Source organism: Rhodococcus sp. BP-332 (assembly GCF_019836065.1).
Classification (GTDB): Bacteria; Actinomycetota; Actinomycetes; order Mycobacteriales; family Mycobacteriaceae; genus Rhodococcoides.
In genome coordinates, this window is record NZ_JABUEC010000004.1 from 521,011 (window position 1) to 534,780 (window position 13,770).

The 13,770-nt window shown below is 69.5% G+C and carries 11 protein-coding genes; 3 read left to right on the plus strand and 8 right to left on the minus strand.

All coding sequences use genetic code 11. The features are described 5' to 3' along the window. Nucleotides 1–9: 9 nt before the first annotated feature. Genes HQ314_RS17795 through HQ314_RS17810 form a run of 4 tightly spaced genes read right to left on the minus strand, consistent with a single transcriptional unit; the run spans nt 10 to nt 4,619 of the window. Complete coding sequence (locus tag HQ314_RS17795) at nt 10–1,011, minus strand: glycosyltransferase (protein ID WP_027506967.1); 1,002 nt, start codon at nt 1,009–1,011, stop codon at nt 10–12. Further along, a complete protein-coding gene (locus tag HQ314_RS17800) occupies nt 1,008–2,393 on the minus strand; it encodes a lipopolysaccharide biosynthesis protein (RefSeq protein WP_082544422.1) in 1,386 nt (461 codons plus the stop codon). Before HQ314_RS17800 ends, HQ314_RS17795 begins: the two co-directional genes overlap by 4 nt. Then, complete coding sequence (locus HQ314_RS17805; protein ID WP_027506965.1) at nt 2,383–3,540, minus strand: glycosyltransferase family 4 protein; 1,158 nt, start codon at nt 3,538–3,540, stop codon at nt 2,383–2,385. Before HQ314_RS17805 ends, HQ314_RS17800 begins: the two co-directional genes overlap by 11 nt. Next, nucleotides 3,537–4,619, minus strand: a complete 1,083-nt coding sequence (locus tag HQ314_RS17810; RefSeq protein ID WP_222650763.1) for a glycosyltransferase family 4 protein — start codon at nt 4,617–4,619, stop codon at nt 3,537–3,539. The genes HQ314_RS17805 and HQ314_RS17810 overlap by 4 nt, the downstream gene beginning before the upstream one ends. A gap of 472 nt (nt 4,620–5,091) precedes the next feature. Between HQ314_RS17810 and HQ314_RS17815 the strand changes: the two genes are divergently transcribed. The 3 genes from HQ314_RS17815 (at nt 5,092) to HQ314_RS17825 (ending at nt 9,570) form a co-directional block, all read left to right on the plus strand. Next, the gene (locus HQ314_RS17815) at nt 5,092–6,072 is read left to right on the plus strand and encodes an Hsp70 family protein (protein ID WP_222650764.1); all 981 of its coding nucleotides are present in this window, start codon (nt 5,092–5,094) and stop codon (nt 6,070–6,072) included. A gap of 79 nt (nt 6,073–6,151) precedes the next feature. Continuing rightward, entirely contained in the window at nt 6,152–7,156 is a 1,005-nt protein-coding gene (locus HQ314_RS17820; protein WP_374197846.1) for a DUF1839 family protein, read from the plus strand. Beyond that, entirely contained in the window at nt 7,153–9,570 is a 2,418-nt protein-coding gene (locus HQ314_RS17825; protein ID WP_308119461.1) for a beta-mannosidase, read from the plus strand. The genes HQ314_RS17820 and HQ314_RS17825 overlap by 4 nt, the downstream gene beginning before the upstream one ends. 1 nt (nt 9,571) lies before the next feature. Here HQ314_RS17825 and HQ314_RS17830 read toward each other — a convergent pair whose 3' ends face one another. From HQ314_RS17830 to HQ314_RS17845, 4 genes are all read right to left on the minus strand, one after another. Further along, nucleotides 9,572–10,516 carry an amino acid--[acyl-carrier-protein] ligase gene (locus HQ314_RS17830; protein ID WP_222650765.1) on the minus strand — a complete coding sequence of 315 codons (945 nt, stop codon included), beginning with the start codon at nt 10,514–10,516 and terminating at the stop codon, nt 9,572–9,574. Between the two features lie 2 nt (nt 10,517–10,518). Next, nucleotides 10,519–11,715, minus strand: a complete 1,197-nt coding sequence (locus HQ314_RS17835; RefSeq protein WP_027506959.1) for an acyl-CoA dehydrogenase family protein — start codon at nt 11,713–11,715, stop codon at nt 10,519–10,521. 6 nt (nt 11,716–11,721) lie between these two features. Next, entirely contained in the window at nt 11,722–11,976 is a 255-nt protein-coding gene (locus HQ314_RS17840; protein WP_027506958.1) for an acyl carrier protein, read from the minus strand. Between the two features lie 155 nt (nt 11,977–12,131). Beyond that, the gene (locus HQ314_RS17845) at nt 12,132–13,385 is read right to left on the minus strand and encodes a YibE/F family protein (RefSeq protein ID WP_308119462.1); all 1,254 of its coding nucleotides are present in this window, start codon (nt 13,383–13,385) and stop codon (nt 12,132–12,134) included. Nucleotides 13,386–13,770: the final 385 nt, after the last annotated feature.

A 13,770-nucleotide genomic window follows, 5' to 3' on the forward strand; every position in this document is an offset into this window, starting at 1 on the left:
GCGACGATGTCACAACGCATCGGTCATCTCCCGTGCTCGGTCCACGTACGCGTGGTGATCACCGACGATCCGCAGCCGGCCGCGCTCCGCCATCTCTCTGGCTGCATCAGGTTCGGTGCGGCACCATGCCAGGATGTCATCGAGTTCGTCCGAACTGGAGAAAAGACGGCAATCCCGTCCGTCCTCCAGCAGCGCCATGTGCTCGTCCGTGCGCTCACCGACGAACAGACCGCCGGCCGCGGGCACCTCGAACGTGCGGCACGTGTGGGTGTCGCGGTTGTCCGAGTTCAGCAGGACGAGGTTGGCCAGCACGGCCGACACCGCCACCGAGAACCCCTCGCCGTACACGGCGCCGCCGATGTGAGCCGACGTCGTCCGCAGCGCGGACACGCGTCGCCATCCCGGACCCTGGACCGTCATCGCGGAGCCGTGCGTGCGGGCGAGCTCCACCATCGAGTCGCGGCGGTCCGGTCGGCAGGCACCGATGAAGCCGACGAGGTACTCGGCCGGATCACGACGGGCGGTCGGACGGTGCCAGGCCGGGTCGTACGCGCTGTGGACGAAGAGCGTCGACTTCGCGCCGCGCGACTCCAGCTCGGGCACGTTGTGCCGCTTGGTGGTGACGACGAGGTCCCAGTCGGCCTCGCGGCGCAGGTACTCCGGCGTGGTGTTGTACGGGTTGGACACGTCGTCCGGGCTGTAGTGCACGTGCAGACCCGCCGGCAGAGCCAGCAGTCGGTCCTGGTCGAGATGCACGGTGCGGAACGCGAACAGCATGTCGGGGCGGAACTGCGCTGCCGCCGCCTCGATGCGGCGGTGCAGCGCCTCGAGCACCCAGGGGGCGCGGCCGCGGCCGAGCTTGCTGTACACCCACGGCGGGGACAGCCGGGTCGGCAGCGCGACCGGAGTGGTGTCGACGACGAGCACGGTGTGGCCGGCCTCGCGGAACCCGTCGGCCATGGACCGGGCGTTGCTGCCGATCCAGTCGTCTCCGAGGAACAGGATCTTCATCGACTTGCCTCCCGGAAGCGGCGAACGGCGAGGGGAACGGTGGGGGCATCGGAGGCGACCACGGCCATCGGCACGGTGGGTGCCTCCGATTCCGCGTGCAGCGCATCGTCGTTGCGGCGATGCAGCATGCGCACCCGGAACAGGTACCAGGCCGCGACTGCGACCTCGCAGGTGAGCGTGCCGTAGACCAGCGCCCACACCGACTCGGTGGACAGCGCGGTGGCCAGCGCTCCCGCGGCGAAGACGGTGCCGACGACGGCGCCGATCAGCACTCCCTTGGTGTCCTGGCGGACCGGCAGGATCGCGGTGGTGACGAACGAGGTGATGGCGGTGAAGGGCAGGATGAACACCTGCACGCGCATGATGTCCACCGCGGACGAGAACTGATCGCCGAACACCAGCGAGATCAGCAGCGGCGCGCTCACCCACAGCCCGACGGTGGCCACGACGGCCACACCCACGCACGCGGTCAGTCCGCGCAGTGCGTTCTGCCAGAAGTGGTCCTCCCGGCCGCGGGCCAGCCGCGGCAGAAGGCCGTAGCCGATGGCGTCGAGCAGCGACTGGAACGCGCGGATCAGCCGGTCGCTGGCGGAGAAGATGCCGAGCGACGCCGCGGACAGCGCCACGGAGTAGAAGGTCGCGGCGCCCTGGCCGTAGCTGGTGATGAGCAGCCGCGAGGTCAGGACGGGCACGCCCATGCGGACCATCCCGGTGACGTCCTTCGGCTTGCTCGGCGGGCCGAACTCGCGGATGGTGAGCCGCCAGGTCAGGGCCACGGACACCACCGACGACGCCAGCAGGCACAGCATCGCGACCGCGGCGCTGGGGAACATCGGCAGCAGCGTCACCAGCAGCACGAGGTACAGGATGCGGCCGATGCCCTGGTAGACCACGCCGATGCCGAAGCGGGCCTGGGCCACGAGCACCCAGTCGTCGCCGAACGACGCGAAGCCGCCGGCGAAGAGGCCGAGCAGGATCATGTGCAGATGCACGTGCGCACCGACCAGAAGACTCGCTAGCAGCCCGGTGCCCATCACGGCGAGCACCGTGGCGCGCAGCGCGAGGTAGTTGCCACGCAGCTGGTTGAGGTTCTCGTCGTTCGCCATCGCCGCGAGGAACGTGGTGATGCCGAAGTCGACCAGCAGTGAGCCGATGAAGTACGCCGACATCGCGATCGCGAGCAGACCCAGCCCCTCGGTGCCGAGGATGCGGGCCGTGAGCGGCAGCGTGACGATCGTGACCAGGTACTGGCCGTACTTGCCGAAGCTGACGAAGGCGATGTCGCGTACCGCCGACAACTTGTGCAGCGATCCACGGCGGTGCTTCGGGGGCTCGGTGGTGGGGCCGCCGCGCGACCCGCCACGAGTGAGTTCACCGACCATGACGCACGCTCACGGTGTCGAGGACGTCCTCGAGGAAGCTCTCGACGGTGCGGGCCGATTCCTCGATGTCGAAGTGCGCGGCACGGGCCGGCGCGGCGGCGGACAGGCGCGTCCGCAGGTCACGGTCGGCGACGACGCGATCGAGCATGGCGGTGAGGCCCGCGCGGTCGCCGGAGTCGACGAGCATGCCGTTGACACCGTGCTCGACGATCTCTGCGGGTCCGCCGGGCCGCGACGCGACCACGGCGCAGCCGGCGAGCATGCCCTCGACCACGACCTGACCGAACGGTTCCGCCGTCAGGGTGCAGTGGACCAGCACGTCGGACATCCGCATGTAGTCCCGCGGATCGTCGACGTGGCCGGTGAAGGTGACGGGCAGGTCGAGCTCGGCGGCCATGGCCTCGAGCTCTGCGCGGTACGGCTCCTCGCCGAAGAAGGTGCCGCCGACGAGGAAGACGTGCGCCGGCCGGGTGGTCATCGCCGCGACCGCCTCGAGGAAGAGGACGTGTCCCTTCCACGGGGTGAGGCGGGCGACCAGACACAGCACCGTGTCCGCGGGAGCGGACTGCTCGGGGCGGGCACCCACCGGGCGGTCCGCCGACCCGTCGACGCCGGGGTAGGCGACCACGGCGGGCCGACGCCAGGTGGGCAGCGAGGCCAGTGTGGACGTGCTGTTGGCGATGAAGCCGCGGCACGCCGTCCAACCCAGAACGTGGAGGACGGCGGTGAACAGCGTGCCGAAGTACTCGCGGGAGATGCGGTCGTGGGAGTGCCACACCAGGGGCACGCCCGCTCGCCGAGCGGCGATGGTGCCCATGAGCAACGCCTTGGACGACTCGGCGACGACCACGTCGGCTCCCGACTCGCGAACGACGGCGCCCACGGCCCACCCCAGCCGGAGCAGGCCGGTGACTCCGCCGATCATGCGGCGGACGGACATGCCCTCGATGGTCACGGAGCGGCTGTCGAACGCGCCGTCCACGACGACGGTGTCGATGCCGTCGGCACGGAGCTTGTCCACCATCGGACCCGTCTCGGTGAAGACGACGGTGACCTCGGTCTTGTCCATGGCGCGCACCAGGCGGTGCAGCGCGATCTCGGCGCCGGACGGCGCCGCGGTGTGGGCGAGGAACAGTGCGCGGGTCATCGCTGGACCAGCTCTCGGTACACGTCGACGTGCCGGCGAGCCGAGGACTCCCACGAGAACGACTCGGCATGGGCGCGGCACGCGGCGGCACTCGGCACGTCGCCGCTCAGCGCGGTGGACAGGCGGTGGGCGAGTGCGTCGACGTCGCCGGCGGGCACCACGAGGGACGGATCGAGGCCCGCGACGGCGTCGGGCAGGCCGCCGCAGTCGGTCACGACGGGGGCGCGTCCGCTGGCGCAGGACTCGAGGGCGATGAGCCCGAAGCCTTCGAGGCTCAGGGTCGGGACCACGGAGACGGTGGCCTCGGCGTAGAGCGCTGCGAGGCGCTCGTCGCTGGTCCGGCCGGTGAAGACGATGGAGTCGCCGGCGGTGGACTCGGCGGCCTGGCTGCGCAGTGCCGCCTCCTCGGTGCCGGTCCCGACGACGACGAGCTGCGCGTCCGGGTGGTCCGCCGCGACCGCGGGCCAGGCCGCGACGAGCCGGTCGATGCCCATGCGGCGCTCGAGTCGGCGCACGCAGAGGACGGTGGGGCGAGCGTTGCTCGGTGCCGGGGTGACGGCGAAACGGTCCAGGTCGACGCCCGGCGGGATGATCGTGATCGCGGCCGGATCGACGGCGTAGTCCTCGGCGAGGATGCGGGCGGAGTGCCCCGACAGCACGATGAACCGGCGCACGTCGAGGAAGCGCAGACGCTCGACCCAGTACTTGGCGCGCACCACCAGATCGCTCTCGCCGGACATGGCGCTCTCGGCGGCCCAGGGTCCGTGGAAGTGCGCCACCGACGGGTGCGCACCGCGCAGGCCGACGGTGGGGCGTCCGAAGAGGCTGAAGTGGCGGTCGATCACCGTGTTCCTCGGCAGACCGCGATCGGCGGAGAGGGCCGACCAGACGCGCGAGAGCGTGGAACCCGTCGAGGGCCCCCACGAGGACGTGCCGTGGTGGCCGTCGTCCAGATCGGAGTCGCCGAACGCGGACGCGGAGGCGCTGACACCGTCGAGGGCGGAGAGCGCGACGTAGAGATCGGTGAAGTAGCGGTTGAGGCCACCCGGCGAGTCGGCGAACCACTCGGCGCCGGTCATGTGTACCTGCACCGTGGCCGTGCGGTCACGAGTAGCGGGTGCGGGGATCATCGGGGTCGACAGCCTTTCGTCTCGGTCCGGTGCTCGTCGGTGCGTCCACGGCGCCGGGTTTGTGACTCCGAACCAAACTTCTGGATCGGAGCGTCCGGTGCGCCGCGTCTGCATCGGCGAAGCTCGGCCGTGCGCGTCGGCCCCGCTCGACACGCTGCTCGGTGAGGGATTTCTGCGATCGATGTGCCACTGACAGTCGCCCTGGGGCCCTACCTGGCAGTAAGGTGTGCCCGGTCGCATCCACGACCGGTATCGATCTCGCAGTTCCCTATTTCATCGTTTAACATACCGGAAGATTCTTTTGGGCGCCATACAGCAGGAGCTGTCCGGTTCCTGCGCTCGAAGCGGGTGCGACGTGAACAGGGCTGTGACAAGTGACAACGCAGGGGAATCACCATCCACCGAGAGGAAGCGCCGACGGATGTCCGACACCGAAGCTGTGACGTCGGTCCCTCGGGACGTGGTCGATTCGGGCGTTCTGTCCGGTCTCACCACGGTGTTGCTCTACGACCTGGGCCGTGGCGGCGCGACGGCGAGCCTCGTGGACGTCGACGAGATGGCGGTCCTGGGCTCCGTCGACTCCTCGGTGGCCGGCGGGGATGTCTTCGATCACATCGTGCTCGATCACATCGTCGACCGCGGCATTCTGGAGCGCCCCGCCGAGGGCGCGGACGACACGGACGTCATCGTCTTCTGCCGCCGCGTGAAGGAGTCGCTGTCCTCCGCGACCGTTGCGCGCACCCCCGGCGGCGGCACCACACTGATCACGCGTCAGGAGTTCGAGACCGCGGTTCGCCCTCTGCTCGACCTCTCGCTCGACACCGCGGCGTCGCTTCTCGGCGAGCGCGACCTCGACGCGGTGATCCTCGTCGGGGGCGGTTCGCCCATCCCGATCCTGTCGATCGCCGCCGCGGAACGCTTCGGCGTTCCGGTCCTCACCGCGCTGGACCCGCGCGCGACGCGTGTGTCGGTACCGGCGCCGGCGCCCGAGCCCTCGTCCACGGATCGGACCGTCGCCTTCGCGGCCGCCCCCGCTGAGCCGGAACGCGAGCCCGACGCGTCGGCGCCCGCGGACGTCGTCGACGTGGGCGGGGAACCGGTGCCCGATCCGAAGCGCAGCAGGGTCCCCGTCGCCCTCGTCCTCGCCTTCTCGTGCGCCGTCATGGCGGGCGCCGCGGCGTGGGCCTTCACCTCGATGCCCGAGCCGATGGACCCCGCCACGGTCAGCACCCCGTCCGTGGCACCCACCAGCGCGGTGGCGCCCGTCGGGTCGCGTGGAGTCCCGCCGCCCGTCACCACCACCGCCGACCCGTTCGCCGACGAGACCGACGGGGACTTCGGCGGTGGCGGGGACTTCGGTGGCGGGGACTTCGGTGGTGGCGGGGACTTCGGGGGGTTCTGATCACCTCTCTCGCGGCTACTGTCGTGCGTGATGTGAACGCGTGGGCCGACACCTCGTGTCGACGACCAATGGAGGAGCAGTGACGGTGAATCTCTCGGCGACGCCGGTGGGCGGGTCCCCGTTGCCCGCGGACCTCGATCCCGCGACGTACCGATCGCACTCCCTGCACTCGTCGGAGCGCACGTGGTCCGAGACCAACTGCTACGTCGACCTGTGGATCGAACTGCTGCACGCGATGGGCGCAGATCCGACACCCGCACTGGCGTTCGCCCTCAGCGCGGGGTTCGACGGCCGGCAGTGGGACTTCGTGAAGTTCCAGCCCGAGGATCTCCGCCTCCTCTACGGGGTGGACGTCTCCGAGATGAACATCTGGAAGCCGTTCGGAGAGCACCTGATCGAGAACATGCACGACGGTGTGCTGAGTACGGTCGAGATCGACGCCTTCTACCTCCCCGACACCGACGGCACCAGCTACGGCCGGGAGCACACCAAGACGACGATCGTGCCGACGGCCATCGATGCCGACGCGCGCCGGCTCGACTACTTCCACAACGCCGGTCTGTTCCGCCTCGAGGGTGACGACTTCGACGGCGCACTCGCTCGGTCGCTCGCTCCCGGAACGGTGGCGCTGCCGCCCTACGTCGAACGGGTCGTCGTCGACCGTGACGCTCTGACCGCCGGTCCGGAGACCGACGATCACGACCTGCAGGTGGTGCGTGCTCACCTCGAGCGCGCCGATGCGGGCAACCCGGTGGAGCGCCTCGGAGAGCGGGTCGTCGAGGACGTCGCGCTGATCCAGCAGGCGGGCCCGGACTTCTTCCACCTGTGGTCGTTCGGCACCCTCCGTCAGTGCGGCTCCACCGCCGAACTCGCGGCCGACCTGGCCGAGTACCTCGAACGCCGCGGGGTCGCCGGTGCGGCGGCTGCCGCCGAGCCCTTCCGGGAGGTGGCGTCCGGCGCCAAGTCCGTGCAGTTCCGGATGGCGCGAGCCGCTCGGGGACGCGACGTCGACGTGCGTGACTCGATGGCCGGCATGGCAGCGGCCTGGCAACGCGGTATGGACGCAGTGCGTTCGGCGCTGTGACCGCGCCGATCGATCTGCTGGCCGACGCACACTGGACGCTCCTGTCGACCGATGCCGGTGCCGTCGAGAGCCCCGATGGTCTCTCGGACACCGATACTGCTGTGCCCGCACGGGTTCCGGGTACAGTCGCCGGCGCGCTGGCCGCGGCGGGGCTGCCGATCGAGGGCCTCGACGGGCGCGACTGGTGGTTCCGCACCGAGGTGTCGGTGCCGGACGGGACGGAGTCGATACGGCTGCATCTCGAGGGCATCGCCACCCTCACGGAGGTCTGGGTCGACGGGACGCTGACGACCACCAGCACGTCGATGTTCGTTCCCGTCACCGTCGAGGCCCTCGTCGCCGGCACCGTCTCGATCGCGCTGTGCTGCCGTTCGCTCGACGCGGCACTGGCGAAGCGCCGCCCGCGCGGCCGGTGGCGATCGTCCATGATCTCGTCGCAGGGCCTGCGGTGGATCCGCACCTCGATGCTCGGCCGCGCCCCCGTGTTCACCGGCGCCCCGGCTCCTGTCGGACCCTGGCGCGCTGTGCGCTGTGTCGCCGTGGACGTCCCTGCCATGACGGTGCGCGCGCTGGTGCGGGACGGACGCTGCGTCCTGCAGGTCGACGGCACGGCCGCGACCGGCGCTGCTGTGCGGATCGAGTTGGGCGACAGCGTGTTCGAGCTCTCGGCCGATGCCGACGGACGAGTGACGGACGAGATCGACGCGGGTGAGCGGGCCCTGTGGTGGCCGCACACGCACGGTGATCCGACCCTCCACGACGTCACCGTGACCGCCGACGGTCACGTCGTGCACTTCCGAGTGGGGTTCCGCTCGAGCGCACTGCGCGACACGACGCTGCTCGTGAACGAGGTGCCCGTCTTCTGCCGCGGCGGATGCTGGGTCCCGCTCGACCCGATCACGCTGCAGAACGATCCCGACCACCTGCGGGACACCCTGACCTCGTATGTCGAGGCCGGGCTGAACATGGTGCGACTCACGGGCACGATGGTCTACGAGTCGGCCGAGTTCCACACGCTCTGTTCGGAACTGGGCATCATGGTGTGGCAGGACGTCATGCTGGCGACCATCGATCCACCGGACGATCCCGCCGTCGAGTCCGCCGTCGTCGACGAGGTCCGGGCGATGCTCGCGACCGCCGGTGGGCCCTCCCTCGTGGTGGTGAGCGGAGGTAGCGAGACGTACCAGCAGCCGACGATGCTCGGGCTCGCCTCGGACGAGTCACGGATACCACTGCTGGACAGCATCATCCCAGACGTGGTGCACGCTTTCTCCGGTGTCGCGTACGTCCCGTCCACCCCGTCGGGCGGCGACCTCGCCACCCACGTGGGCTCCGGCTTCGCGCACTACTTCGGCATCGGCGGCTACCTGCGACCTCTCTCGGACGTGCGGTACGCCCGGGTGGCATTCGCGACGGAGTGCCTGGCGTTCTCCGTGCCCCCGGAGCGGCGCGTCGTCGACTCCGTGTTCGGCTCGGCACATCCGGCGGGCCACGATCCGCGCTGGAAGGCCACGGTTCCGCGTGATCGGGGAGCGTCGTGGGACTTCGAGGACGTGCGAGACCACTACGTGCGCACCCTCTTCGACGTGGAGCCGTCCGCGGTGCGCCGCGACGATCCGGAGCGCTACCTCGACCTGGGTCGCGCGGCCGTCTGTGAGGCGGTGACGCAGTCGTTCGGGTTCTGGAGGCAGGTGGACTCGGGTTGCGGGGGAGCGCTGGTGCTGACTCTGCGCGACCTCGAGCCAGGCGCGGGATGGGGATTCACCGACAGCACCGGCATCGCCAAGGCGCCCTGGTACGCGGTGGCGCGGGCCAGCGCACCGATCACCGTCCTTGTGACGGACGAGGGGATGGACGGGCTTCGTCTCGACGTGATCAACGACGGCGCGGATCCCGTCGCCGGAACACTCACCGTGCGGGCGCATCAGCGCACGGGAGCCGTTGCTGCCGAGGGTGTTCGGCAGCTCGCTCTCGATGCACACTCGTCGTGGACCGGTACCGCGGACGGTGTAGTCGGCAGGTTCACCGACATGACGCACGCTCACCGATTCGGGTCGCGCACCAACGACGCGGTGAGTGTCGTGCTGGCCGCCCCGGACGGCACCGTGCTCGCCGAGGCAGTGCATCTGGTGGAGAACGGGCTGCTCCCGCTGCAGAACTCGGTGGGTCTCACCGCGTCGGCGGCCCCGGAGGGCGACGGCAGGTGGACCCTCACCGTCGCGTGCACGGATGCCGCGCAGTACGTGTGCGTGGACGTGGACGGCTACCGGGCGTCCGACTCGTGGTTCCACCTCGCCCCCGGAACGAGCCGCGCCCTGACTCTGCTGCCACGCTCGGGTTCGACCACGCCGCGAGGGCATGTCCGAGCGGTGAACAGCACAGCCAGGGCGACGGTGACGGTTCTCGAGAGGTAGATCAGCTCAGGCGGAGCGACGCCGGCCACTGCGAGGTGTCGAGGCCGTGAGTACGCACCATCGCGAGGGCGATGCGCTCCATACCGAAACCGACACAGGCACTGTGGGCCTCGTTGCCGTCCGCGGTGCGGATGTCGAAGGTCTGGCCGAAGTGGTCACGGTGGCAGTTGCACGACACCACCGCGGTGCCCTCGTCCAGGTCGCCGTAGAGTCGCACGACCAGCTCGGTCTTGAGGTTCTCGTTGCGCTGGTTCGCGGCCAGCATGCGTCCCGCGCGACCGAAGAACGGGTCGTTGGCGATGACGGGCGAGGCGTCGAGCCCGAGATCGGACAGCACCGTCATGCCGCGTTCGATCCACGACTCACGGTGCTCCACTGCCTGATCGGGCGTGCCGACCTGGACGAACTCGTGCATCCGGAACGCCTGCATGCGAGCAGGATCCACGGCGGGCTCGTGGCGGAAGCAGTACCCGTAGACGTCGAGCATGGTGCCGCCGTCGGGAAGCTGACCGGTGAGCATGGAGTAGGACGGGTGGCACGCGGCCGACACAAGCATGGTGCCGGCGGACTCGAGCCAGTGGTCCCAGTCCTTGCCCTCGGACCGTGCCGCGAGCAGCTCGGCGTGGGCCTTGTTGTCACCGGAGAAGGTGGTGATGGCACCGGTGAGGTTGGGGAACGAGGCGATGTAGTCGGTCTTCTCGAACGCGTCGCGCGGGAACACCGGCGGGAACCGGAAGCGGCGCAGCGCATCTCCGTGTGCGGCAGCGCCTGCGGCCTTCACCTTGGAGTCGATGAGATCGATGATGTCCTCGAACTCGCCCGAGCGGCCGTAGAGACCGTCGAGGGAACTGGGGACGAGGAGACCGGCGCCGACGAGCTGATCGCGGAAATCGGCACGGGCGAGATCGAGATCGGAGACCACGTCGCGGTCGAGTGTGGAGGTCATGGTCAGATCCCCTTGTAGACGAGCGAGAGCTGCGCGTTGTGGTTCAGGATGCGCTCGTTGCTCACCATGATTGCGGAACCGTGCGAGTCGCGGAGGTGGCGGCTCATGCGCAGTTCACTGTCCTCGCGGTAGCCGGCGATGCCGCAGATGAGCAGCGCGCGGGCGACGATGTCGATGAGCAGATCGGACGCCGTGACCTTGACGTTGTTGATCTGCAGCGCGAAACCGATGGCGCTGAGCGCAGCCGGATCGTCGGCGATGGAGTCGAACTTCGCGGCGGCCGTGAACACGGTGTCGGACAGCTGCTGATGGACCACGAGCAGCTCGGCGAGGCGCGCGGCGGACGGCGGCGTGACACCGGGCGTCTTGCGGGCCAGTTTCTGCACGGACTTGCGAGCCTTGCGCACCGCGGCGTCGGCGATGCCCAACCAGGCGCCACCCCAGAGGACGTGTGCCGAGGGCAGCATCGTCTGGGCCGAGATGTCGCTGTACGTGGCGGGAACGACCCACTCCGCCGAACCCGATGCGCGGAGCATGAAGCCGGGGCTGCACGTACCGCGGAAGCCCATGGTGTCCCACGTGCCGGTCTTCTGCAGCGTGACGTCCTCGCGCTGACACGCGACGAGCACCTGATCGCTGGGCGCTGCGTCGGGGGACCGACGGGCCGTGGCCAGGATGACGTCGGCGTACTCGCCGTACGAGATGACGGGGGCGTTCTTGGTGAGCGTGTAGCGGTCGCCGTCGTACTCCACCGCGCACCCGCTGGTGCGGACGTCGCCACCGATGTTGATCTCGGTGGTGGCGGAGGCCACGAGGGGCTGCTCCACGACCATGTTCGCCAGGAACTCCCGGATGACCGGGGACTCCATGCCGTGGCGGGTCAGCGACAACACCTGCGTGTGGTGCATCGCGTAGATCATCGCGGTGGACGCGCACTCGCCACCGAGAGCGCGGCCCACGGTCGCGAGTTCGGTGAGTGTGAGTCCGGCGCCCCCCAGCGACGTCGGAACCGACGCGGAGAGCAGGCCCGCGGACTTGAGCGCCTGCACCGACTCCGTGGGGAAGCGAGCCTCACGGTCGACGAGCTCGGCGTTGCTGCGCACCACGGCGAGCACGTCCTCGAGCGGGATCTGCGCCAGGCCTGCGGGCGCGTCCGGATCGATGGGGGGAAGGGCGGAGGGAGCCTCGAGTGTGGTCATCTCAGATCACGCCAGCTCTGCGACGGCGTCGGCGATAGCCGAGACGCTCGCGAACGTGGCCTTCTGCAACAGGCGATCCGGGAACTCGACATCGAACTCGTCCTCGAGGCCGATCATCACATTGACGCTCGCGTGCGACGTCAGACCTGCGTCGTACAGATCGGCGTCGTTGGCGACTGCGTCGATGGCGACCGGGAGCTTTCCGTACTTGTCGAGTACCCGGCGGATACGGTCGACGTCCTCTGCGGCCAGAGTGTTCATTGTGTGTCCTCACATAGTCGTCGTGCTCTGCGAAGTTGCGTCAAACAAACGCGCAGGTTCCCGAACCCACTGAAACAATACAGGAGAATGTTTTGTAGTGCCAGTGCATACCTCGTGGCCGAACTCTGTGAAGTTTCCCGATGCGCGGTCGAGCGTCAGCGCGCGGAGTGCCGACCGCTCACGGGGGCGCGTCCGCGGGGCGGCCGGGCGAGCATCACGGCGATCGCGGTGGTGAGCGGAACGGAGAGCGCGAGCGCCGTGCCGCCCACGCACGAGCGGACGATCTCGATGGCCACCGCGTCTCCGGTCAGGACGTTGCCGAACGAGCGGCCGGCGACACTGAAGAGCAGCAACAGCGGCAGCGCACCACCCGCGTAGGCCAGGACGAGCGTGTAGACGGTGCTGGCGATGTGGTCCCGCCCGACGCGCATCGCGGACGTGAAGATCGACCGCCGGGTGGCGTCGGGATCGAGTGCCGCGAGTTCGAAGGCTGCCGACGCCTGGGTGATCGTCACGTCGTTCAGCACGCCGAGCGATCCGATGATGAACCCGGCGAGCAGCAACCCGGTGATGCTGACGTGGTCGAGATAGGCCTGCACGTCGGTGTTCTGTTCCTCCGACAGACCGGTCACCCGGGTCAGCCTGATGGCCGCTTCGGACAGTCCCGCGGCGACGCCCATCGACACCACGGTGCCGAGCAACGCTGAGCTGGTGCGCAGATTGGGCCCGTGCGCCAGATACAGCACGCCGTAGAGGATGACTGTGCCGCCGACCAGGGCGACCAGGATGGCGGACCGGCCGTCGAGGATCGCGGGGAGCACGAAACCCACCAGCACTCCGAGCGCGAGACCGAGTCCGAGCAGGGCGCGCAGCCCGCGCCACCGTGCGACCACACAGATGACGACGGCGAAGACCGCGACCACCAGCAGCAGCGGCGTGGTGCGGGAGTAGTCGTCGAACCCGTAGATCGCGGTCCCGCTGTCGTCGGTGCCGCGGACGAGGCGGATCTCCTCGCCGACGCGCAGATCGGGGGTGCCCGGCCCCGGCGTCACCTCGAGCAGGGTGCGGGTGCCCTCGTTCACGCCGGTGTCGATCGAGACGATGCTGCGGTTGCACTCGAAGCCCGAGACGGTGGGCGGAGTGGGGGCGCCGCTGAAGACGCGACCGTTGGACGAACTGCCACACGGACCGATGTCCTGCGACACCACGGTGCCGTACTCGGTGGCCACGACGCCGCCGGCCGCGCTCTGGAACGGCGCGGGGACCTCGACGGTGCGATCGCTGGGCCACAGCAGCACCACGCCCACGATCGCGGCGATGCCGACGATGGCAAGGATGCCGAGCACCAGTCTCGCGGCGATCTTCCCGATGGGGGCGGGACCGGAGCTGTGTCCGTGGCCGTGTGTCACGACGCCAACACTAACGGTGGCGCGGACAAGGATTTGGGGGCGCGAGCGACGCGGGACGAAAGCGGGTGGCGGGGAAGCAGGGGGGGTGTCCCCCGCCACCGACCGAGCGGCCCACCGGGGGGGTGGGGGGCCGTTCGGCGCTTTCGGAACCCCGAAGGGCTCATGTACGAACATACCCGCGAACGCACGGTTCGATCATCACGGGGTTGAAAAATGTGCCCGAGACGTTGTGTTGTGTCACACAGCGCGGTGTATGGCACTGCGCGTCACACCAAGTGCAGGTCAGGGAGTGTGCCGGCGCTTCCGTAGGGGTTCCGGGTTCTGGTAGGTGTTGCAGCATCCGCGGGAACCTGGAACGCCCGCGGGAATACCGGCACGCCGTGCT